At 43.6% G+C, this 21314-nt stretch carries 26 protein-coding genes; 3 read left to right on the top strand and 23 right to left on the bottom strand.

The features are described from left to right. Positions 1-166: 166 nt before the first annotated feature. From IFO66_RS09765 to IFO66_RS09750, 4 genes are all read right to left on the bottom strand, one after another. Entirely contained in the window at positions 167-997 is an 831-nt protein-coding gene (locus tag IFO66_RS09765) for a stalk domain-containing protein (RefSeq protein ID WP_192024968.1), read from the bottom strand. A gap of 290 nt (positions 998-1287) precedes the next feature. Beyond that, positions 1288-1752: a 2-thiouracil desulfurase family protein gene (locus IFO66_RS09760; protein WP_192024967.1), complete on the bottom strand. Its 465-nt coding sequence runs from the start codon at positions 1750-1752 to the stop codon at positions 1288-1290. Between the two features lie 98 nt (positions 1753-1850). After that, the gene (locus IFO66_RS09755; protein ID WP_192024966.1) at positions 1851-2450 is read right to left on the bottom strand and encodes a TetR/AcrR family transcriptional regulator; all 600 of its coding nucleotides are present in this window, start codon (positions 2448-2450) and stop codon (positions 1851-1853) included. Positions 2451-2520: 70 nt separating this feature from the next. Then, positions 2521-2961 carry a VOC family protein gene (locus IFO66_RS09750; RefSeq protein WP_192024965.1) on the bottom strand — a complete coding sequence of 147 codons (441 nt, stop codon included), beginning with the start codon at positions 2959-2961 and terminating at the stop codon, positions 2521-2523. 304 nt (positions 2962-3265) lie between these two features. Between IFO66_RS09750 and IFO66_RS09745 the strand changes: the two genes are divergently transcribed. The 3 genes from IFO66_RS09745 (at position 3266) to IFO66_RS09735 (ending at position 5455) form a co-directional block, all read left to right on the top strand. Beyond that, positions 3266-4111 carry a VOC family protein gene (locus tag IFO66_RS09745; protein ID WP_192024964.1) on the top strand — a complete coding sequence of 282 codons (846 nt, stop codon included), beginning with the start codon at positions 3266-3268 and terminating at the stop codon, positions 4109-4111. A 231-nt stretch (positions 4112-4342) separates the two neighbouring features. Continuing rightward, the gene (locus IFO66_RS09740; RefSeq protein ID WP_192024963.1) at positions 4343-4804 is read left to right on the top strand and encodes a hypothetical protein; all 462 of its coding nucleotides are present in this window, start codon (positions 4343-4345) and stop codon (positions 4802-4804) included. A 24-nt stretch (positions 4805-4828) separates the two neighbouring features. Further along, the gene (locus IFO66_RS09735; RefSeq protein WP_192024962.1) at positions 4829-5455 is read left to right on the top strand and encodes a TetR/AcrR family transcriptional regulator; all 627 of its coding nucleotides are present in this window, start codon (positions 4829-4831) and stop codon (positions 5453-5455) included. A gap of 139 nt (positions 5456-5594) precedes the next feature. On the opposite strand, the gene IFO66_RS09730 is transcribed toward IFO66_RS09735, so the two are convergent. The 19 genes from IFO66_RS09730 to IFO66_RS09640 all read right to left on the bottom strand — a co-directional run bounded on the left by IFO66_RS09730 (position 5595) and on the right by IFO66_RS09640 (position 21284). Continuing rightward, positions 5595-6413: an amino acid ABC transporter ATP-binding protein gene (locus IFO66_RS09730; RefSeq protein ID WP_192024961.1), complete on the bottom strand. Its 819-nt coding sequence runs from the start codon at positions 6411-6413 to the stop codon at positions 5595-5597. 12 nt (positions 6414-6425) lie between these two features. Further along, positions 6426-7094, bottom strand: coding sequence for an ABC transporter permease subunit (locus IFO66_RS09725; RefSeq protein WP_192024960.1), 669 nt, complete (start codon positions 7092-7094; stop codon positions 6426-6428). Between the two features lie 14 nt (positions 7095-7108). Continuing rightward, positions 7109-7930: an amino acid ABC transporter substrate-binding protein gene (locus IFO66_RS09720; protein WP_192024959.1), complete on the bottom strand. Its 822-nt coding sequence runs from the start codon at positions 7928-7930 to the stop codon at positions 7109-7111. Between the two features lie 302 nt (positions 7931-8232). Continuing rightward, complete coding sequence (locus tag IFO66_RS09715; protein ID WP_192024958.1) at positions 8233-8481, bottom strand: NUDIX domain-containing protein; 249 nt, start codon at positions 8479-8481, stop codon at positions 8233-8235. Between the two features lie 25 nt (positions 8482-8506). Next, a complete protein-coding gene (locus IFO66_RS09710) occupies positions 8507-9037 on the bottom strand; it encodes a cysteine hydrolase family protein (RefSeq protein WP_192024957.1) in 531 nt (176 codons plus the stop codon). A 78-nt stretch (positions 9038-9115) separates the two neighbouring features. Beyond that, entirely contained in the window at positions 9116-9877 is a 762-nt protein-coding gene (locus IFO66_RS09705) for a hypothetical protein (protein WP_192024956.1), read from the bottom strand. Next, positions 9867-10601 carry a hypothetical protein gene (locus IFO66_RS09700; protein ID WP_192024955.1) on the bottom strand — a complete coding sequence of 245 codons (735 nt, stop codon included), beginning with the start codon at positions 10599-10601 and terminating at the stop codon, positions 9867-9869. The genes IFO66_RS09705 and IFO66_RS09700 overlap by 11 nt, the downstream gene beginning before the upstream one ends. A gap of 281 nt (positions 10602-10882) precedes the next feature. After that, positions 10883-11986: an ethanolamine utilization protein EutH gene (gene eutH / locus IFO66_RS09695; RefSeq protein ID WP_028596393.1), complete on the bottom strand. Its 1104-nt coding sequence runs from the start codon at positions 11984-11986 to the stop codon at positions 10883-10885. Between the two features lie 60 nt (positions 11987-12046). Further along, complete coding sequence (locus tag IFO66_RS09690) at positions 12047-12592, bottom strand: BMC domain-containing protein (RefSeq protein WP_192024954.1); 546 nt, start codon at positions 12590-12592, stop codon at positions 12047-12049. Next, entirely contained in the window at positions 12585-12860 is a 276-nt protein-coding gene (locus tag IFO66_RS09685) for a EutN/CcmL family microcompartment protein (RefSeq protein ID WP_192024953.1), read from the bottom strand. Before IFO66_RS09685 ends, IFO66_RS09690 begins: the two co-directional genes overlap by 8 nt. A 21-nt stretch (positions 12861-12881) precedes the next feature. Continuing rightward, a complete protein-coding gene (locus IFO66_RS09680; RefSeq protein ID WP_192024952.1) occupies positions 12882-13634 on the bottom strand; it encodes an ethanolamine utilization protein in 753 nt (250 codons plus the stop codon). Positions 13635-13842: 208 nt separating this feature from the next. Further along, complete coding sequence (gene eutD / locus IFO66_RS09675; protein ID WP_028596397.1) at positions 13843-14478, bottom strand: ethanolamine utilization phosphate acetyltransferase EutD; 636 nt, start codon at positions 14476-14478, stop codon at positions 13843-13845. A gap of 27 nt (positions 14479-14505) precedes the next feature. Next, positions 14506-15372: a cobalamin adenosyltransferase gene (locus tag IFO66_RS09670; RefSeq protein WP_192024951.1), complete on the bottom strand. Its 867-nt coding sequence runs from the start codon at positions 15370-15372 to the stop codon at positions 14506-14508. A gap of 208 nt (positions 15373-15580) precedes the next feature. After that, positions 15581-15871: a propanediol utilization microcompartment protein PduA gene (gene pduA, locus IFO66_RS09665; RefSeq protein WP_028596399.1), complete on the bottom strand. Its 291-nt coding sequence runs from the start codon at positions 15869-15871 to the stop codon at positions 15581-15583. A gap of 246 nt (positions 15872-16117) precedes the next feature. Then, positions 16118-17590: an acetaldehyde dehydrogenase (acetylating) gene (locus IFO66_RS09660; protein WP_192025085.1), complete on the bottom strand. Its 1473-nt coding sequence runs from the start codon at positions 17588-17590 to the stop codon at positions 16118-16120. 28 nt (positions 17591-17618) lie between these two features. Further along, positions 17619-18245, bottom strand: a complete 627-nt coding sequence (locus IFO66_RS09655) for a BMC domain-containing protein (protein ID WP_192024950.1) — start codon at positions 18243-18245, stop codon at positions 17619-17621. Positions 18246-18255: 10 nt separating this feature from the next. Beyond that, positions 18256-18909 (bottom strand): ethanolamine utilization microcompartment protein EutL, encoded by a 654-nt coding sequence (gene eutL, locus IFO66_RS09650; protein ID WP_192024949.1) that lies wholly within the window; start codon positions 18907-18909, stop codon positions 18256-18258. Positions 18910-18927: 18 nt separating this feature from the next. Next, positions 18928-19902 carry an ethanolamine ammonia-lyase subunit EutC gene (eutC, locus tag IFO66_RS09645; protein ID WP_192024948.1) on the bottom strand — a complete coding sequence of 325 codons (975 nt, stop codon included), beginning with the start codon at positions 19900-19902 and terminating at the stop codon, positions 18928-18930. Positions 19903-19919: 17 nt separating this feature from the next. Next, entirely contained in the window at positions 19920-21284 is a 1365-nt protein-coding gene (locus IFO66_RS09640) for an ethanolamine ammonia-lyase subunit EutB (RefSeq protein ID WP_028596402.1), read from the bottom strand. Between the last annotated feature and the right edge of the window lie 30 nt (positions 21285-21314).

The following is a 21314-nucleotide window of genomic DNA, read 5'->3' as shown; positions in this document are numbered from 1 at the left end:
ATCGACAAAAAGCCTCCAACCACTGTTCAGGAACTGACTGCGCTGATTGTAAGACAGCGACAGTTCCGAATCAAGCGGAATTGGAGACTTTTTACCTATTTATTAGGTTATGTCAATGAATCACGAGTTCATTCCTGATAAGGTTTACTAGAAATACCAAGCCCTATTAGTTAATATATGCAGCAAACAATTCAAAGTCTGAGCTTTTATACTTTGTTGCACCGAATTCGAAGTATACATAGGTGCTGCTGAACGCAGTCCAGCCTTTAGGGAAGTACTTAAAGGAGAAAGTTTGGCTGTATTCGCTCTTATCACCGATAGTAAATACTTCAACTTGATCCAAAGTAACTGCCTTCATTGCTTTTGCATAGTCTGCAATTTTTTCTTTGGAATTCGCAGCGATTACTTCGTCCACTTTCTTTTTGAACATATCTTTGTAATGTTGATGTCCGTTACGAATTGGAGAGTCCGGGTATTTGTCAGCTGTAATTTTCGTAATATAATCATCGTACTTTTTCGTGCTGCCTGTTTCGAGCGCTTCACCATACAATTTAATAAGCGTCACTGCTTGCTCACGCATTTTTTTCGTTGTCTCTTCTTTATTGCCTAGCTTAATAATGCCATTAGCTTGTGGAACTTCAACTGGCTTAGTAGGCTTTTCAGTTGGTGTAGAAGTACCACCCGTAGAACCTTTGCCTGTATTAATCGTAATCGTTTGCGTAGTACCATTCCATTTCACTTCAGCACCAACAGCCTCACCAACTGCACGCGCTGGCAAGTAAGTCGTCCCTTTATATACAACAGGAGCCAATTTGCTACCGTTATCACTTTTAGGTGTCCACTCGTTCCCATCTACTTTGAATTGCACTTTATGATTCAGGAACGCCGAAATTTTCTCCATACCATTTGAAGCAACGACAGCTACTGCACCAGACATAAGACTTACAGAAACCATAGTTGCGATAAAAATAGACTTCTTCATTTTGACCATTTTCATGAGCGAATTAACCCCTTTTGTACAATTTTAAAATAGAACATAATTTCTATTATTTTCATATGTAATATTTATATTTTGCGATAGATACCGATAAAATACAAGACTTTTCCTTCTCTTCCATTACTTTTTGATCCATTTAGACTATTTTAATATTGGATCAATTCTATCAACAAGCATAAAAACAAGAGGCTAAAGAAATATCTTTGCCCCTGTTCGTTATTTCAACTAGGATTGCGCATCTTAATGAAAAGGTAAACCTTATAAGCTATAAAAGGTACACGCTATATTACTTAAAGTTCATCCAGCATCTGCACAAAGTCATCTTCAGATATAACGTTAAAGCCATGCTTCTTCAACAAAGCAGCGGTAATTCCGTTCCCCGCTATTTTCTCACCTATAAACTTGCCATTATAAATCTTGGAACTGCCGCAAGATGGACTGTTCTCCTTCAGTACAACAAACGTAGCTTGAAGTTGTTGCGCCAACTCAAGTGTTCGCATAGCCCCTTCCATATAAGCAGCAGTCACATCTACGCCGGCACGATCCCGAATGATAGCCAATCCATTTAACACATCATAGCCATCACCATTAACAATTTCAGCTGGCTCTCGCGGTGTCGGTAACCCTCCCATAAGCTCAGGACATACCGTTACAGCTTGATTATTCTCCACTAGCTGCTTTACCTTATCATGTAAACAATGAGTACCATTATATCTGACTTCCAAGCCTGCAAGACAAGAACTAACCATGATCATATTGGATACCTCTTTCGCCTATTTCGATATGCCGTGTTGTTGTTCCAAGACGATATAGGTCCTTATCATCGTATAGACAAGCTGCGGCATGACATTATCTACATATTAGACGATCTCCGTTTAAATCCTTCTAAGAACAGGGAAATAACTTCCATTGTGTCATCCATCGATTGCTCCGAGTCCGAATGCTGCGCATTCCACAGTGAGATTTCATTTAATGCTCCTGATAGAAAATGGGTAATCGCATCGATAGAGACAGGCTGGATATATCCCCGTTCCTTCATCATGTGAAGCTGCTCACGCAGCAGACGCATCGAATGCTTCCCGTCTAGCATTCTCCATTCTTCCCAGCCTAAGACGGATGGACCATCGATAAGCATAATATGTTTACGCCGAGGCTCTACGGCAGCTATGACGAACGCGCGGCACCCAAGATGAAGCTGTTCCCATACATCTTCACTCGTGGAAGCTGCTTGCTCTACATGCTCGGCAACTTCTGCCTGGACAGATTCAAGCACGATGCGGAACAATCCTTTTTTATTTCCAAAATGATGGTAAAGTGCTCCGCGCGTTAACTTTGCCTCCTGAACGATCAATTCCAAAGACGTATTTGCATATCCATGCTCCGTAAAATGGACTCTGCCCACTTCAATCAACTGACGTATCGTTTCATCCGTATCTGCTTTGTTTCTCTTCATTTCCTAATAGATATCTCCATTCGATTTATAATGTTATCCCCACATATATCTATGTTCTGTTTCATTTTCTTTATGTTTCGCTTTCCTTCCAAACGCTTTCATTATACTGACTTACAAACTCTTCTGAAGGAGGAATGATTGTGATGACATCGATCAATACCCCATTCGGATCAGCCGTGATGAAATGTCTCTGACCGAACGCTTCATCCTTTATATCCGAGTGAAGGGGCAGCTTCGCTGTTTGAATTAATCGCTCATACTCTGCGTCCACATCATCTACTTCAAAGTTTAAAAGTAAGCCCTGTACTTTATGTTGAAAAGCAGCAGGTATCGTTGCATGAGCAGGGTCCATAATGGCTAGCTCATACGAGCAATCACCGTTAGACAATCGCAAACTTACATACCAATCTGACTCAAAAACGACCTCGAAACCGAAGTACTCCCTGTAAAAGACAGAGCTTGCAGCAACTTGTTCGGACAAAAGGACAGGATAAAAGCTGGATAATTTCATACGAGCATTCTCCTCCACTATTTAGGATGATTTCAATTTAACATACATACTGAATGTATGTAAATTATGTATTTATTTAAATATGTTTAACTTTTCTTTCACAAACACACGTGGGGAGATTAAATCGGAATTCGGTTCATTCATAGCGAACTTATTTTTGTATTTGACGACATCCATTTTATAAGTTATAGTTATTTCATTACTAAAAGTAAGTAGATCACATGCAGATATGACCTGTAATGGACCCATTTTTAAATGCCACTATACACGGAATATATGAAATATACACAAGGAGGTAATCATTATGCAATTCCATCGCGAACCGAACACTTTTGTAGGCCAAGTCAACCTAAAGGTGCAAAATATAGAACGCTCCCTTACTTTCTACCAAGAAGTCATTGGGTTTAAAGTACTAAACCGGTCTGATAAAAGTGCAGAATTGACTGCTGACGGCAAAACATCTCTGTTAAAAATAGAGCAACCCGAGCACGTTCTACCGAAGCAACCAAGAACTACTGGACTTTATCATTTCGCCTTACTGCTGCCTGAGCGCTCGGATCTAGCTCATGTTGTACGTCACTTTGTAGAGCTTAATATCCAGATTGGATCGGCCGATCACCTTGTAAGCGAAGCTCTGTATTTATCTGATCCAGACGGAAATGGAATTGAGATCTATGCTGATCGTAACCCTAATGCGTGGGAATGGCATAATGATATCGTGGCCATGACAACAGAGGCATTAAATTTCCCTGAGCTTATGACCAATGAAACGGGAAAATGGAGCGGCCTTCCAGAGGGTACGATTATGGGGCATATTCATCTTCATGTTGCGGATTTAGCTAGAGCAGAGCAATTTTATATAAAAGGACTTGGATTTAAAGTGGTAAATCGCTTTGGCCCTCAGGCACTATTTATTTCGACAGGTAAATACCATCATCATATTGGATTAAACACATGGGCTGGAGTTGGCGCTCCTACACCAGCTCCGAACAGCACAGGCCTGGAATCCTACGCAATCGTGTTCCCTACTGATGCTGATAGACAACGAGTTATTGCTCAGTTAAAAGAAATCGGAGAAACTGTCCAGGAAGAAAATGGTCACCTCATAACGACGGATCCGTCAGGCAACCGAATTCAATTACAAGTTTGATCCGCCGCGATGTCAGTCCCAATTTACATTCAAATGAACCTAACCCCCTGCCTTCCATTTTGGCAGGGGGTATTTGCATGTCCACGATATTTTTCATCCACGTATTGAGGGATAAAGTCAGTCCTCTAGATGCTATATTGACGAGAATATAAGGATACGTTATTATTTTGATTAACTAATCAATTAATTTTTTAAACGTTTAATCAATTTTGTTCAATAAGGAGAGTCATCATGACTAATCACAATCAAGAACATTCCACCACTTTATTCGCTGACTGGATGCAAAAAGTTATTCCTGTTCTAAGTGTATTACTTGGAGGGGCTGCACTCTGGTATACTTGGTATATGTACAACGATAATATGAATACACTAGACTTCCCTTGGTACGGATGGATACGGGTTGCATGTATCGGAATACTTGGGATATTCTGTGTCACAGCAGCATTGCTGTTGTTACTAAGCAAACCGTTAGGATGGAATGTACTAAAACTCGGATTGTCCATCATTCCATTTATGCTTTTCTCAGGGCTCGTCATTGTCGGAATCCGTGGGATTTACTATTTGTTCAACAATAGCAGTGCATTGTTTGAGCGTTTTGAACAATTCATCATGGATCCAAGCAATTTAGTGATTCCCATTATCGTCGTAGCTTTATTATTGCTCGGGAAATTAAATCAGACAAAATCCAAATAATTGCGACAATTGAGGCGATGTTAGATGAACCAAGATCATAAACCAGAAGGCAAACAATCGTTTATTGCAGCCGCAAGACGGGAGCAAATTATCGAGGCTGCTGTTCAAACCCTTGATGATATTGGGTATGTAAATGCCAGTTTAGCTAAAATAGCAAAACGAGCTGGGATTAGCACGGCGCTTATCTCCTACCACTTTTCGGATAAGAATGATCTGATGAATCATTTGCTCATCAAGCTTGTAGAGCGTTCCACTTCATATGTTCTAGAGAGAGTCAATCAGGGACATACACCTGAGGAGAAGCTGGAAGCGTTTATCGCTGCCAGCCTAGCTTATCAAGTTACGCACCCTGCTCATCAAACTGCACTGATCGAAATTATTTTCAATGCGCGAACACCTGAGCAAGTTCCGTATTACAAATTAGATGCCGATGAAGACGAAGAAGATGCATTAGTGAGCACACTGCAGCATATTTTGCGAGAAGGTCAGCAGCAAGGTGTGTTCGGAAACTTCCATGTAGCCATAATGTCAAATGTCATTCAAGGTGCGATTGGTGAGTTCTTGCTGAATCCTTCAACGAAAGATGTAGATTTGGAGACGTATAGCAGTGAACTTATTAGTATTATTCAACAAGCCACGAAGAAACTATAAGCCAGAAATGGCCTAGCTTACTTAGTTATGACAAGCTCATTACACAGAACATTTACAAATGAATAATTACATTCACGACAACACAAAGAGACAGCGAGGTTGAACCTTTCACCTACGCTGTCTCGCTTTATTTTTACTATTAATGAACAATGCCAACCTCCTCATTTTGAGGTGCAAATAGCTCTGCTTCATGCCCTGTCGGAATACGTTCCCTCATCCAATCAAGACGCTGTAGAAACTGCTTTGTCCGTTTCTGAGTCGGAGCATCAAATACTTGATCTGGTGAGCCTTCCTCAACAACGACACCTTGATCTAGGAAAATAATATGATCAGCAATAAGGCGAGCAAATTGCATTTCGTGCGTGACAATGACCATGGTCATCCCTTCCTGCTTGAGATCGCCCATAACATTAAGAACTTCCCCCACAATCTCAGGATCAAGTGCTGAAGTAGGTTCATCAAACAGCAACACATTCGGTTCCAATGCCAATGCTCTCGCAATACCGACGCGCTGCTGCTGACCCCCAGACAGCTGAAATGGATACGAATCTGCCTTATCAGCCAAGCCGACCTTCTTTAATAGCCGAAGTGCTGCTGCACGAGCTTCTACTTTTGCTTGACGTCGAACGGTAACGAGCCCTTCCATTACATTTTGTACCGCAGTCATATGCGGAAATAAATGATGGGCTTGAAACACCATTCCCGTGTGCAATCGTATTTTCATTACATCTGCTTGCTTGATCGAATCCCCTTCTTTCAACTGCAGAGAATCATCTGCAATACGCAAGTACCCGCTCGTCGGCTGCTCTAGCAAATTCAAGCAGCGCAGTAAAGTTGATTTACCTGATCCAGAAGGCCCGATAATAACGACAGTCTCTCCCTTATTTACGCGCAGATCAATATGTTTTAAGATGGGGACATTTCCAAAGTTCTTATTTATGTCTTTTAACCTAATCATAACGAAGCCCCCTTATCGAACCGTATAGCGTTCAAAGTATTTCTCCACTCTTGCTTGCAGCGCAGACAAAATCGTACTGAAAAACAAATAAATTAAGGCCACTTCACAGTAAATAAGCATATGCTCGTAAGTTACTGCTGCAATTTGCTGGGCACGTTGGAACATTTCCGTCACCGTAATGGTAGCAGCCAAAGAAGTATCTTTAACTAAACTAATAAATGAATTCGATAATGGCGGTACCGATACTCGAGCTGCCTGAGGCAAAATAATACGACGTAAAATTTGGCTGCGTGTCATACCAAGCGATTCTGCCGCTTCCCACTGCCCTTTTGGAATCGACTGAATAGCAGCGCGCATCACTTCTGCATTGTATGCGCCAACACTAAGCGAGAACCCAATAATGGCGGCTGAAAACGCACCTATTGTAATACCTAAGCTAGGCAGTCCATAGAAAATAATAAACAGCTGCACGAGCAATGGCGTTCCACGTATAATCCATACATAGAACCGCGCGAGCCATACTAATGGTTTAATAGATGACAAGCGAGCTAAAGCAGTTAATAAAGCTAACACGAGGCCAACCGCAAAAGAAATCAGTGTAAGCGGAACTGCGAACAGCACTCCCGCTTTCAATAACGGCCATAGTGAATCAAGGAATATTTCCAAATATTTATTATCCACGAGCGATCACCCAATTATTTTGAAATGTCGGCATTAAAGTATTTCTGAGAAATGGCTACATACGTGCCGTCAGCTTTCATATCCGCAAGTGCTTTGTTAATCGCATCTACAAGCTCTTGCTCCCCTTTAGGAATCAACACACCGCTGCTGGAAGCATTCGGATGCTCATCGACAACTTTTACTTTTGCATCAGGACGATGTTTTTTAAAGTCTAAGAAAGACAAACCATCATTAATGGTCACATCAATACGCTTGGAAACTAGTAATTCGATCGCTTGGTTGAAGCCATCTGTTTGTACAATTTCCGCACCGTTTTCTTTAGCAATTTCGGTTAAGTTGGAAGTCAAAGATTGACCAGCCTTCTTGCCTTTTATATCAGACAAAACTTTGATGTCCGTCGTTTCCTCATGCACGATGAGCACAGCTTTAGACACACTGTAAGGATCAGAGAAGTCATACTTCTTCTTGCGATCATCATTAATGGACACTTGGTTCACAACGATATCGAATCGACCGCTATCCAAGCCTGCAAACATGCCATCCCATTTTGCCTCGTGAAATTCTGGTGTTACGCCTAGACGTTTTGCTATCTCTTCAGCAAGCTCTACATCAAAACCTGTCAGCTTACCGTTGGCATCATGAAACGTAAACGGAGGATATGTCCCTTCTGTGCCGATACGAATCTTGCCACTCGCCTTAATTTGCGCAAGCAAATGGTTCGCTTCAGATGTCCCTTGGCCAGCTTCCGACTTTGCGCTGTCACTCTGACCGCCGCATGCCGCCAGTACCATGGTGACAAATGCAATGAATAGTATCGTTAGCGTCTTTTTCTTCATATCGTACAGCCCCCTAAACATGTAATATCACCATTTGCAAGCCAGAATTTCGCGAATAAATAACCCCGTGCATTCGATGATTGTTCCGATAATATCACGCATTTCGATTCTGTACAATCTTTTTTTCATATAATTCCGATGAATTAACTAAGTTTTAATAATACAAGCCAAAAATAAAGGGCGCAGGGCTAGCATAAATACAATATGCCCCGATATTGAAATGATATCAGCGGTGACGATTACTATTGAATAAATTCAGGGCTTTTAGAAGTTAAATGGTCCTTTTCATTTTCAATTCAAAATTAGGCTTTGTACGATACTCCATATAATGAATATCCCCACAAAAATCTAAATAAGCCTGATAGTACTTCGATATCGATTCCGCTCTCTTCTTTTATCTCTCTTGATAGAGCAACCATGAGATTCTCACCATTTTCCACTTGCCCGCCAGGAAATACCCATCCTCCATGTTGAGTCCTCACAAGAAGAACTTGTCCCTCTTCATTTTTAACAATTCCACCTACTGCTACAATATGCGTAGGCATATTCATATTCCCACCTCCGTATAACCATCATTCACCTTAGAACAATATCCTTCGTTTCATTCGTTTTCGCGAACCACCGTAAAACTTGATTGTGATGATTAATAATTTGTTGTGCCGTTAGCTCTGAAGATCCCCAGGTGCTGTGCGCATCTATTACTAATGTAGACTTGTACCCTAGGCTAAACGCTCTTCTGCAAGTTGTATCTACACACACATCACTTTGAATGCCTGTAAGCAAAAGATGTTCAATATTACTTTTCTTTAGCTCTTGATGTAATTCGGTATGATGAAATGAATCTGGAGTTGTCTTCTCAATAACGATATCTGATGCAGTGGGGGCAATCTGAGGATGAATCATCCAAGCCGGAGAGCCTTTTTCAAATTCTCTTCCAGCAGGCTCCGTATGTTGAATGTAATAGATTGGTAGATGCTGACTTCGGAAATAGATAATTAGCTGTTCGATGTTAGTTAGCAATTGTTTCCCTTTATATACAGGATTGTCTTCTGTAAACATCCCCTGTTGAACATCAATAATAAGTAGAGCCGTATTGTTCACAACCATCTTCCTCCTATATGTTCTAATCGTACATGAAATGATGTACTTACTCTACGATACGTTGTTTCATTGATAATAGCTCTCTCAGGGGCTTGGACTCACCTCCAACTCGGACTCATTAATGCTCGAAATGAAACGTAGCGCGAGGCCACCATCCCAATAGCTAGAACCATTTACAGAGTGTTCTGCAAAAGTTTCCTTGCCCTTGCGATCATAGGCATGCCATACGATCCGCACTTGAGCAGAAGAAGCCATCCAACCAAAAATATCAGATGATCGCTCACTTCTATTTATTCGAGCCTCCTCTTCCATTACACGTATCCAGTCGTTAGGCACAGGAATGGCACCATATCGACGTTCTTGTACAGGCACGGATATAGACATCTGAACACTAGGCGTATATCGTTGCCAGCCATCGGTTATTTGGTAATGTACACCTCTTAAGAGATGATACTTCAGCATTCCTACTTCATCCTGCGGATCAACATGATATACGATATATTGCTTAGACGGCTTTCCATCTAACTCCCAAACATAAGGCTCACCCTTATCCAGAATCCCACCCATTACCCATTGATTACGATCCCACCTCCAAAAACTTTGTCCATAACTACCTTCCTTTGAAATATAAGGAGCATAGACGTGCCGATCATCTAACGAGATTACATCTACAATCTCTTGCGCTTCGACGCCAAAGGAGTGTTTACGAATCTCTGCAAGCATAGCTTGACGACTAGGGATTGGACTCGGATGCGACGATGGCAACCATATAAACCAAATGCAGCTAAAAATGACTGCCAATAGTACTCCTCCGGCTATTGTCCACTGTTTCTTTCTACGGTACATCGTTAACCTCCTTCTCAAGGACCGATTCCCCTACCCGATAATAAAGCTGCTGTTCAGGTGTCGTAAGCAATAATCCTTTCCCATCGTGTTCGATATAAATGGTGGAAGACAGACCGCTTCCCCACCGAGCCTTTACACCAACGAGCATATAAGGAAACCGCTCCCGTTTATAATGAGATTGCGTACTCATAACTGACTGACGATGCCATTCATCGACCTGCATATCCGTTGGAACTAGATGTTCTAATTGCTCTTGAAGTCGATTTTTATTGAACTCGGCAGGCTGAGCTGAAGAATGAATTGAAATGAGAACGGCATTATCGAGGTAGGAAATGTAGGTTGCCGGATTCGATTTAGGATACACGCCTTCATGAATAAAGCTAATAACAATCGTGAGAAACAGGAACAAATAATTAGAACAGAAACCTAGCCATGCATAAGGGCGGTACCTTTCTATCGATTGTTTCGGCAGAACCACGAGTAGAAGCCATACCCCAAGCGGAAGTATGGCGAGCTTCATTGTTTGTTGATTAAACGTAAAACTAGTTGAGAAAGAGAATAATCCTACGTAGATAACAATAGCAACGACCCATAGCCTCACAGAGTTATCTTGCTTTTTGCGATACATATATATGGCAATAATCAATACGATTATCGCCCCCAAAGCAATGCCTACAGACAGAGTAACGTTATATTGACTGTATCCACTCGTCTCAACTACCATTAGCTCACCTCTCTGGCACTCTATAATCACCTCATCAACAGAGCGTTCTTTCCATTTATTCGTTCATTTTCTTATTCAACATCGTATTTGCATATTCCTTGCTCACTAAATGAAACGAACCACTAGTCTGTTATATCAAAATAAAAAAAGAACCCGCTGCTCAGCACACATATGACATCGTGTCTGAGCTGCGAGTTCTACTTTGTTAACTTGCATTAGGTGACTATTATCTATTTCTAATCATTTATGCTGCATGTTAATTTACATGCTAACTTGAGGTATTACTTTCCTTCTACAGCTGCAGGCTCTGGAGCCATCTTCTTCGCAAGGAAAATAGCTACAAATACAGCTGTAATACCACCAACCAACTTACCGACGATCATCGGGAAGATCATTTCTTTCGCTACCCCAGCTGTGAAGCCAAGGTGATCACCGAACACGAATGCTGCGGATACAGCAAAAGCAACGTTGATGACTTTACCACGAGCATCCATATCTTTCATCATACCGAACATCGGAATAACGTTAGCAAGTGTCGCAACCATACCAGCTGCTGCAACTTCGTTCATACCAAGCAATTTACCCATTTTCATCAATGGCTTGTTGAACAGCTTCGTAATCACAAACACCATCGCGAAAGCACCTGCCAAGACGATAGCAATGTGACCAACAATTTCGATGCCTTCACTAATTGGAGCCATACCAGGAATAATCGTAACATCTGTAAGCTGATGAATGATAGCTACTGCAAGACCTAGTGTAGCTACAATTACGATAAATTGACCAAAAATAGTGAAGCCTTTAATCATCCCTTGCGGGAACTTCCACAAGCCAAGTGCGATAAGTACTGCGAAAATAATAATTGGTACTAGATTGGATAAAATCATGCCAATCGAGAAGCCTGCAACCAATCCACCAACCAAGCATCCAAGTGGAATGGTAATAATACCAGCCAATACACCAGTTGCAAGGAACTTGTGGTCATCTTTCTTAATGATACCTAGTGCAACTGGAATAATGAATACGATTGTCGGTCCTAACATTGCGCCTAAAATCGTACCTGCGAACAATCCTGCTTCAGGTGTGTTCGCTAGCTCCATCGCAAGTGAATATCCACCCATGTCATTCGCTAACAGTGTAGTCGCGAACATAGCAGGGTCTGCGCCAAGCGCACTGTAAATCGGAACAACGATTGGGCTTAATACTTTTGCCAAGACCGGTGATAGAGAGATGATCCCTACCATCGCTAGGGTCAAAGACCCCATCGCCATAATCCCTTCATCGAATTGATGTCCCAATCCGAATTTGTTTCCAATGGCTTTATCAAGCGCACCGAGAACCATAAATAGTACCATGGCGTAGATAATAATTTCGTTGATTTCCACGAAGGTGATCCCCCATTCTTATGATGAGCGTTCTTACAATGATCTTTCTATAATGACCTCTTAGCGGAACTGCTGCTTGATTTCCTCGCTTGGAGAGCGCAGCACCGTCGTATGAATGATCCGCTTCTGATCCATAGCGGAAATAAAGACGTTCATTCCTTGCTCCACGTCGCTGACGCTTCCCGTAAATGCGGCGAGAAACTTGCCGCCAATTGCCATGCCGAGGTTCATTTTTTTCACATGAATATCGCACTGCTTCAAAGCTTCATTTAGAGCAAAAATACCAGAAGACACGGTAGATGTTTCTACGATACCAATCGAATCAACAGCAATAGAGGACTTACGTCCTTTCAATCCTTCGATGATGTCAGAATGAATGCCATGCAGCACAAAGTCACTAATGCGATAGTCGCCTGCTTCTACTTTGGCTGCTGCCATCGCAACTTCTACATCTGCCGTGTCACCGCTCATAATGATTAGAAACTTACCTGGGCATATCGGCTTGAGATGATGAACCGTCACAGGTGAAGTTTTCAGCATCTGATCAGCTGTCTCATAGCCCTTGCTGATGCTTCGCAACTCTACGACGCCTACTGCACTAGTCATGGGATACCTCGATAGAATCGACAATTCCCACGATCACTGCGTCCACAGGAACATCCGAATTCGATATCGATGTTCGGGCAGCGCTTCCTGTCGTCACAAGCACCGTATCGCCGATACCTGCACCCGCATTGTCCGCAGCAACAATGCTGTCGCGCGAAATCGCTCCATCCTCATGCGTTATGGGCTTCACTACCAAAAACGTCAACCCATTGAGCTTGTTGTCTTTACGAGTAGCCCACAGGCTGCCTACCACTTTTCCCACGATCATCGGGTTCACCTCACCTTGCCGTTATCTTCTGTGTACTTGCATGTGCTGCATACGCAAATAATCTTGCGCCAGCGGTGTGATAATGCTGCTCTTGCTAATTACGATCTCATCGCGATGATGAGTTTGACGGAACTTCTTCACAACTGCTTCTGTGATTACTTTCGAAGTCAAAACTTCGGGTGTCACTGCTTTTGTCGATTCTGCTGTGCTGACTTGAGGAATCGTGCAAGATGAAGCCGTTGCTTCCGTATGTGTACGCGTGAGCGAGCATCTCAACTGGGCTTCGGCTTGCTGATCATCTTCTTGGCATACCGATAACAGTTCCGCAGTCTTTACCGTCCTGATCCCGTAATTGTTAAGCTGATGAGCAAAACCTTCATACAGCTTGTACAAATGGACAGGAGCCGTTGCTTTGTATTTGCGATAAAGCAATCCTTCTTCCAGTACGACAACTTGTCTGCCTTTGAGAAGCATCGTCAGCACAAATCGTTCACGCGGCCCTGCACTAAGTCCATTTGCTAAGTTAGCAAGCAGTTGGAGACATACTTTTGGAATAATGAGCAACTCGCAATCACGCATCGATGCTTCATAATAAGAAACCTCAACATGCGGATTCAGCATACTTTCTAACTCTGGAAGCGATTCCATAGATAGTAGTACCGCTCGTTTTTTCGTCACCGTCGATTGACCTTGTTTCATCTGCTCAAGTCTTCGCATCACTTCATCCGTTACCGCCTGAATGAGTGCGGCCTGTTGGTGAGCTTCTAGGTTCATTTTTTCACCCCCTATAGTGATAGGTTGAACAAAAAGATACTACTTAGCGGATACGAAGTAGCATCTCATCTTCTAAAAAACGAAGTGGTCGCCTTTGTCGTCGAGCTCCCACTGTGAAAGCATTCATAGAAAGAACTCGACGACAACAGCGATCGATAGCAATACCTGCTACTCCCACTTTGACAAGCACAATGCTGTGCTCGAACGTTTACTTGGTTTTCTTCAAAATTTGACCCTTCGTACCTTTTACAAAGCCGCACGCATTCGCTTCGTCATAATCGATATGCATATACGTCTCAAAGTTAGGGCTAACACGAATAAGTACATCGTCGAAAATAAGTGGACGTTTGCCCATTACTTTTACCTGTACGATCTCACCATTTGTCACGTTAAATTTCGCTGCATCTTCTGCTTTTACGTGAATGTGGCGCTGTGCTGCAATAAGACCTTGATCAAGCTTGTGTACATTGCTGCCAGCAGCAATAATAACACCAGGTGTTCCCTCGATTTTGCCGCTCTCTCTTACAGGTACAGACACACCTAGCACGACAGAATCCGTAAGTGAAATTTCCACTTGAGACTGTTTACGCTCTGGTCCAAGTACGATAACATTGTGCAAGCTGCCTTTTGGTCCAATTAGCGTAACGCGCTCTTTGCAAGCGTATTGTCCTGGTTGAGAGAGATCACGTGCTTTCGTCAATTGATAGCCTTCACCGAACAAAGCATCGATTGCTTCACGATTCAAATGAACGTGTTTACCTGATGCTTCTACCTCGAAGCAAGCTTCATCCTGTACGCGTTTAATAACTTCATTTACAATACTTTCAACTAGCTGATTATCCATTCTGCTCACCTCATCAGTTGTACGATCTTAGTTGTACTGTCCTACGCGGATGCGGAACATAATAATCCAGAACAACGATGAGAGTCGATTCAGTGAAAGAATGATATCTTCACGATCGGCTTCGCCATGCTCCTTCTTGAAGGCTTGATAAGCCAGCAGTTCCGTCTCCCTCGTCATTGTGCGCAACGCATTTATGACAACAACCGCTTCGCCCATATCAAAGCTGGGTTGAAAATGTTCCAATCCAAAATGCTTCTTGGGAAAATGAGACTGCTCCCGCAGTTCCTTAGGTGTCATCCCAAGCAAATGAAATTCTTCAATCGGTTCACTTAACACTTCACATCGAACGATGCGTCTTACAAATTGCAATACTTCTTCCAAATCCTCGACCAACTTGGTCATATTCAGCTTGTGACAGCTGATTTGCGCTTCTAGTAGTTTCGTTTCTAGCGAATCTAATTTGCCGCGGAACAAAATCCGTGGATGGTCTTTAAACACCAGCATATTTCCATACAAATGAGTCATATGCTCCGGCTTCGTTTCTAGAAAACCGCCATATAACGTACGAAAACGCTTTTTCATTGCCGTTTGTGGCTCGGTGTCCAAATTTTTCGTAATTTGAAGCTTTACTTCCCGCTGTGAAGCGGAAGATGCTGCGGACGAATTAGCTGCCTCTGATGCGTCTGTCGTTGCTGACGTCTTGCTCAATGTCTCAGCCTCAGGAGCGGAAGTTTGTCCAGGTTGTACGTAACGAAGCTCGATCTGATGATCCGTTAAGAAGCTCTTTGCCGAGGGTGTCAAAATTGTCCCCTTGACTACTTCATAAACGGCAACCTCTTTCAAGTTCTGGTTGCGAAAGTGCTTGCGCAATCCGCTTTCCGTGATGACAGCCATGTTCTCACATCCTTTACATGCGGCTGTTTGAGCCGCTGCCTTTAGAGAAAATCGCTATAGGCAAGATGGGGGTGCAAGTTTACACCGCACCCTCCAACCTAACCTTTAGGTAAAAATCATTTATTATTTCATGAGCCGTGAACTTGAATAAACTAGCATAATGCGTAATGCCTAAATATGAGAGAGATCCTATGCTTCCAGAACGAAATTACTCAGTAATTTTTGTTTTTGGAAGAATTGCGTCAACTTCAGTGTGTGGTCTTGGAATTACGTGTACGGACAACAATTCACCTACACGCTCAGCTGCTGCTGCACCTGCATCTGTAGCTGCTTTAACTGCACCTACGTCACCGCGTACCATTACTGTTACTAGACCTGCACCGATTTGCTCTTTACCGATAAGAGTAACGTTTGCTGCTTTTACCATTGCGTCTGCTGCTTCGATTGCGCCTACCAAACCTTTAGTTTCTACCATTCCTAGTGCGTTTGCGTTTGCCATTGTAAATTCCTCCTAAGTTATATGTGAAATTAGTGAATAAATAGATATATATATAAACAGTTGCTCGCAATAGCTTGTGGGAAACCGATCATTTTTCATTCGCTGTTGTCCTTGAGTTTTTATATAACTATTGGGGAAAAACTCATCTATAACGTCGAACCATGCCATTGTTTAAAATGATTCTGCTCCCATTCGCCATTACGAGCGGTTGCTTATAACCAGTCCAAAATAAGAAAACGAGAACAATTACATTTTTTCGAGAATGCGAGCTACGATCATGCTGATCAATTGCTCTTTGTCGTCTTGAGAAATGGTTGCTACTGCTGGAGCAGCTTGTACAGTTGGTTGTTCAACCAAGTCTTCCAATTCTCTCAATCCGTAAGTCAATTTACGGATGTTAAGCAGGTTCATCGGGCTAACGTTGTCGGAAGTAGAGCTTCCGCCTACAGCACCGCATCCCAATGTAAGTGCAGGAGCGATTGCTGTTGTAGCACCAATACCGCCTAGTGCGCCCGGTGTATTAACAAGCAAGCGAGATACTGGCTGCTTGAGTGCGAACTGACGAATGATTTCCTCATTTTCAGAGTGAATCATCATCGTATGTCCAGCGCCTTCACCATTCAAGATCTCGATGCTGCGCGCGCAAGCCGCTTCCCAATTGTCTTCTGTGTAGAAGGCAAGAATTGGAGCCAACTTCTCACGGGAGTAAGGAACGTTGCGGCCAACACTTGTTTCCTCAGCGATGAGGACACGAGTACCAGCTGGTACGTTCAAGTTCGCTAGCTTCGCGATATGGTCAACGCTGCGACCCACGATTTGCGGGTTCATCGTGCCATTCGCACGCATGATGAATTTGCCAAGCTGAACAGCTTCGTCAGCAGTCAGGAAGTATGCTCCCTGCTTCTTGAACTCAGCCATAACTGCTTCCTTGCTGCAAGCTTCTACGATAACCGATTGCTCGGAAGCACAGATCGTGCCGTTGTCGAACGTCTTGGAATCCAAGATGCGTTTAACAGCAAGTTCGAAGTTCGCGCTTTTCTCGATGAAGGCAGGACCATTACCAGGACCTACACCGATAGCTGGCGTACCAGAGGAGTAAGCAGCTTTAACCATTGCTTCTCCACCTGTTGCAAGAATGACAGATGTATCTTTATGCTTCATCAATTGATCCGTTCCTTGAATCGTAGGAACTGTCATCGATGCAATTGCACCTTCTGGACAACCAGCTTGTACAGCAGCATCATTGATTACTTTTACCGTCTCCAAAATGCTTTTCAATGCATTCGGATGCGGGGAGAACACGATACTGTTTCCTGCTTTAAGAGAAATTAGTGCTTTATAGATAACTGTAGATGTCGGGTTCGTGGAAGGAATCAATCCCGCAACAACACCAACCGGTACAGCTACATCCATCACTTTGTGGGCTTTATCATCATTAATAATGCCAACTGTCTTCATGTCTTTGATAGACTCATAGACATGTTTCGAAGCGAATGCATTTTTGACGATTTTGTCTTCCCAACGGCCAAATCCAGTTTCTTCATTAGCCATTCTTGCAAGCTTCTCACGATGTGCATAACCCGCATCTGCGATTGCTTTGACGATAGCGTCGATTTGTGCCTGTGTCATAACAGCCAATTTTGCTTGAGCTTCCTTGGCTTTTTTAATAAGATCACGGACTTCTTGAATGGATCTTAGGTCTTTATCCAGCATTTCCATCAATATTCCTACTCTCCCATTACGTTAATTAAGAGCTAGCTTTTTTCTTGTGCTTAGAACGCTTTGCTGCCGATGGGGCAGTTGGCTTTACAGGAACAGCGATAGGCTTGGCCTCAAGTTTCACTTCAGGCTTCCCTACTGTCTCTTGCTTGCCATTCAAAGGCGTCAGCTCTTTCGTAATTTCTTGTTTATTTGAAATTGTTGCTGCATTCGCAGATTCAAGCGTCGATGAAGTTTCCTCCATACCAGCTATCATCTGTGACGATGCCTCTTCTACTTGAGAAGATGGTGTCGCTTCAGATAGCGCTGCCGCAGATGAATCTACAGGATCAGTAGATGCTTTTGCATCAGCAACAACACAACCCTTTTTCTCGCCTTCGTTCGGGCCCAATATCATTGCAGCCGTCTCTTCATGCATTCTTGCAATCACATGACGAGTAACAAGTACATCCAATTGCACGGCAATCTCTGCTCCCGCATCCACTGCAGATTGTACAGCACCTACATCACCGCTGAGCTTGATCATACGGAATCCATCTTTCACTCGCTCAATGCCAATGCAAGTTACGTTTGCCGCCTTCAAGGCAGCATCCGCAGCGGCAATTGCCCCTAAATACCCTCTTACTTCTATTAGACCTAGCGCATTATGTCTCATAAGCTAGCACCTAATAACGCGTCGGGTTATCTGCTACAGATTGCACAGCCTCAGCGAATGCATCGCATGCTGCTTTACAAGCGGATTGGCTACCTGTCAACAGCGCACCACCGAAGTTTGTTTCGGATGGTGGTCCGAAGAACGTCGCAATCGAAACATCAGCAGCTTTCAATGCTGCATCAAGTGCATACATCGCTTCCAACGGAGGTGCGATCAAGTAAGCAAGTGCTTCGCCTTCTTGAACGTTCGCCGTCTGGGACAAGTACGTACCTGTACGAGATACACAATGTGCGAAATAGGCAATGCTATTATCGTCATTTGCGCTCACGAAGTGCGCGCCGCTCTCGATGAAATCAGCAATTGCGTTAAGACCGCTGCTTACTTCAGCTGGACTAGGTCCAGCGATCATGCCGATAACTTCACCTGCAAGCTTTGTAGAAGCATTTGCAGAACCAGCGTACATGCTCTTTGCGTAAACAACGTCTACGACTGCTGCTTTTGTAGCTTCATCAAGTGCCGCGTACGTGACATCATCAATGTCAGCAGTAATAATGCCCAAGCTTTTATGGTGCGGCTTCAGCTCCAACTGGCTTGCCATATCAGGGCTAACGTTGGAAATGAGCTTCATGCCCAACACCTTTGCATGAATCGGATCGTTTCTCATACGTTCCTCCTAGACATTTTATAGTTTCAAATCGATACCTGAAGCTTTTCGATCGATCATCGTCTTAATCAACTCAGCAATGTGAGCGCCTGCTTCTACAGCTGGCGTTCCGCCTGAGTGAATGTTCGAAATTACAGTACGTCTTGCTTCTGGCATGCCGACAGTTGGCTTATAAGCGATATAAGCACTCATCGATTCTGCTGTTACAAGACCTGGACGCTCACCAACTAACAAGCAAACAACATCTGCTTCTGTTGCATCACCGATAACATCCATCGAAGGAACACGGCAGTGTTTAACGAACAAAATGTTATCTGCTTCAAGGCCGTACATTTTAAGACCTTGTGTAATAGCTGGCACGATATCGCGCAAATTCGCTTCAATAGCCGCAGAGCTCAAGCCGTCACCGACCATAATCTGAACTTTTGCCTGCTTCGTCGTATTTTGCTTGATATATTCAATCGTCTCAGCAGAGAATTGGCGGCCCAAGTCAGGACGCGTAATGTACTCATCCTTGTGGCTGCACAACGTCTCAACTGCTACGAGATTCATCTCTTTTACGAAATCTTCAGAAACGTAAGAGAATACCGCATCCTGCGCTGCCGCATGGTCAGCACGGAATCGCAAAGACGTAATCGTCTTATAACGAGGACCTGCACGACCTACCCCTAGGCGAGCTGGTGTCTTCTCTTTCATTTTCAAGTAACCTTCGCGATCTTCTGGATCATCAACGAGCAATAGCTTGCGCAAATTGATTTCCGTAATATCATCCAAGCATTCACCTGTGTCCACTTGCTCCTGCATTTGCTCTTGTGGAGCCATAGTCGGCTGAGCAGCAGCACTTGCAGTAGGTTGAGCAACCGCAACAGCCGCCTCACTTGGAGCTGCGCTTGGCGCAGGAGCTGCCGGCTTCGCATTTGTCTCAGCTGGCTCATTTCCTACCATTTCATTAAGGATCGATTCAATCATGGATTTAAGATCTTTTTCGTTCATGTCCAATTCCTCCTTTCCTACTTCAGAAACACAGATGCGTCCCCAGCTTTTTTAGTCAGCTTGCCATTTTCCATGAAGCCCATCTTCTCCATCCACTTTTCGAACTCGTCGATTGGACGTAAGCCAAGCAATTCACGCAAAGTTGCTGTCTCGTGATAACCAGTTGTCTGGTAGTTCAACATGACATCGTCACCATGTGGAATTCCCATGAAGAAGTTACAACCTGCTGTTGCAAGTAGAACAGCCAAGTTCTCCAAGTCATTCTGGTCAGCCTTCATGTGGTTCGTGTAACAAGCGTCACAACCCATAGAGATACCGGACAGTTTACCCATGAAGTGATCTTCAAGACCAGCACGGATAACTTGCTTCGCATCGTACAAATACTCAGGTCCGATAAAACCTACTACCGTATTTACAAGGAACGGATTGTATTTTTTCGCAAAGCCGTAGCAGCGTGCTTCCATCGTCACTTGGTCAATACCGTGGTGAGCTTCAGAAGAAAGCTCAGAACCTTGACCTGTTTCGAAGTACATCACGTTCGGGCCAGCTACTTGTCCATGCTTCAACACAAGATCTTGTGCTTCCGCGATTGTAGCTGCGTTAAAGCCGAATGCTGCATTTCCTTTTTCAGAACCTGCGATCGATTGGAAAATAAGTCCTGTCGGCGCACCGCGCTTCACAGCTTCCATTTGCGTTGTAACGTGAGCCAATACGCAAGATTGCGTTGGAATGTCCCACTTCGTACGGAACTCCTCGAAACGATTAAGAACGCGAGTAACGCTTTCTACGGAATCGTCTACCGGGTTCAGACCAAGTACAGCGTCACCGATACCGAACGTCAAACCTTCCATCAAGGAAGCCATGATGCCGTCTGGATCATCCGTCGGGTGGTTCGGCTGCAAGCGAGCAGACAAAGTGCCAGAACGACCGATTGTCGTGTTCGCTGTAGCTGTAATGCGAATCTTTTTCGCACCGTACATAAGGTCAAGGTTGGACATGATCTTAGCAACCGCAGCTACCATCTCAGCTGTAAGAGCACGAGAAATGCGCTTGATGTCAGACTCGGTTGTGTTCTCGTTCAAGATCCACTCGCGAAGCTCTTCTACTGTCCAGTTTTTAATTTCGTCATAAATGCGCTCATTGACTTGATCCTGAATTATACGAGTAACCTCATCCAGTTCGTAAGGAACCGCAGGATTGTTGCGCAAGTCAGCCAATGTAATCTGGGAAAGCACCACTTTTGCAGCTACGCGCTCTTCTGAAGAAGTAGCCCCCAAACCAGCGAGCATATCTCCCGATTTCTCTTCATTTGCTTTAGCCATAACTTCCATCAAGGAATTGAATTGATAGACACGGCCAAACAGTTTCGTTTTCAAAATCACAAAAGCTCCTCCTTCCAAATGCACCTATTG

The sequence above is a fragment of the Paenibacillus arenosi genome, from assembly GCF_014841135.1.
Lineage (GTDB): Bacteria > Bacillota > Bacilli > Paenibacillales > Paenibacillaceae > Paenibacillus_B > Paenibacillus_B arenosi.
The sequence above is the reverse complement of the archived record's forward strand: the minus strand, read 5'-3'. Positions and strand labels throughout refer to the sequence as shown.

Excerpts from the sequence above, each read along its gene's own strand:
- IFO66_RS09740 (WP_192024963.1), top strand. The coding sequence starts at position 4,343 with ATGACTAATCACAATCAAGAACATTCCACCACTTTATTCGCTGACTGG.
- eutD (WP_028596397.1), bottom strand. The coding sequence starts at position 14,478 with ATGGATAATCAGCTAGTTGAAAGTATTGTAAATGAAGTTATTAAACGC.
- IFO66_RS09680 (WP_192024952.1), bottom strand. The coding sequence starts at position 13,634 with ATGAACCTAGAAGCTCACCAACAGGCCGCACTCATTCAGGCGGTAACG.
- IFO66_RS09710 (WP_192024957.1), bottom strand. The coding sequence starts at position 9,037 with ATGGTTGTGAACAATACGGCTCTACTTATTATTGATGTTCAACAGGGG.
- pduA (WP_028596399.1), bottom strand. The coding sequence starts at position 15,871 with ATGGCAAACGCAAACGCACTAGGAATGGTAGAAACTAAAGGTTTGGTA.
- IFO66_RS09670 (WP_192024951.1), bottom strand. The coding sequence starts at position 15,372 with ATGGCTGTCATCACGGAAAGCGGATTGCGCAAGCACTTTCGCAACCAG.
- IFO66_RS09720 (WP_192024959.1), bottom strand. The coding sequence starts at position 7,930 with ATGAAGAAAAAGACGCTAACGATACTATTCATTGCATTTGTCACCATG.
- IFO66_RS09685 (WP_192024953.1), bottom strand. The coding sequence starts at position 12,860 with ATGATCGTGGGAAAAGTGGTAGGCAGCCTGTGGGCTACTCGTAAAGAC.
- IFO66_RS09690 (WP_192024954.1), bottom strand. The coding sequence starts at position 12,592 with ATGACTAGTGCAGTAGGCGTCGTAGAGTTGCGAAGCATCAGCAAGGGC.
- IFO66_RS09730 (WP_192024961.1), bottom strand. The coding sequence starts at position 6,413 with ATGATTAGGTTAAAAGACATAAATAAGAACTTTGGAAATGTCCCCATC.
- eutC (WP_192024948.1), bottom strand. The coding sequence starts at position 19,902 with ATGAACGAAAAAGATCTTAAATCCATGATTGAATCGATCCTTAATGAA.
- IFO66_RS09655 (WP_192024950.1), bottom strand. The coding sequence starts at position 18,245 with ATGAGACATAATGCGCTAGGTCTAATAGAAGTAAGAGGGTATTTAGGG.
- IFO66_RS09735 (WP_192024962.1), top strand. The coding sequence starts at position 4,829 with ATGAACCAAGATCATAAACCAGAAGGCAAACAATCGTTTATTGCAGCC.
- IFO66_RS09750 (WP_192024965.1), bottom strand. The coding sequence starts at position 2,961 with ATGAAATTATCCAGCTTTTATCCTGTCCTTTTGTCCGAACAAGTTGCT.
- IFO66_RS09660 (WP_192025085.1), bottom strand. The coding sequence starts at position 17,590 with ATGGAAATGCTGGATAAAGACCTAAGATCCATTCAAGAAGTCCGTGAT.
- eutL (WP_192024949.1), bottom strand. The coding sequence starts at position 18,909 with ATGAGAAACGATCCGATTCATGCAAAGGTGTTGGGCATGAAGCTCATT.
- IFO66_RS09745 (WP_192024964.1), top strand. The coding sequence starts at position 3,266 with ATGCAATTCCATCGCGAACCGAACACTTTTGTAGGCCAAGTCAACCTA.
- IFO66_RS09700 (WP_192024955.1), bottom strand. The coding sequence starts at position 10,601 with ATGGTAGTTGAGACGAGTGGATACAGTCAATATAACGTTACTCTGTCT.
- IFO66_RS09760 (WP_192024967.1), bottom strand. The coding sequence starts at position 1,752 with ATGATCATGGTTAGTTCTTGTCTTGCAGGCTTGGAAGTCAGATATAAT.
- IFO66_RS09755 (WP_192024966.1), bottom strand. The coding sequence starts at position 2,450 with ATGAAGAGAAACAAAGCAGATACGGATGAAACGATACGTCAGTTGATT.
- IFO66_RS09705 (WP_192024956.1), bottom strand. The coding sequence starts at position 9,877 with ATGTACCGTAGAAAGAAACAGTGGACAATAGCCGGAGGAGTACTATTG.
- IFO66_RS09765 (WP_192024968.1), bottom strand. The coding sequence starts at position 997 with ATGAAAATGGTCAAAATGAAGAAGTCTATTTTTATCGCAACTATGGTT.
- IFO66_RS09715 (WP_192024958.1), bottom strand. The coding sequence starts at position 8,481 with ATGAATATGCCTACGCATATTGTAGCAGTAGGTGGAATTGTTAAAAAT.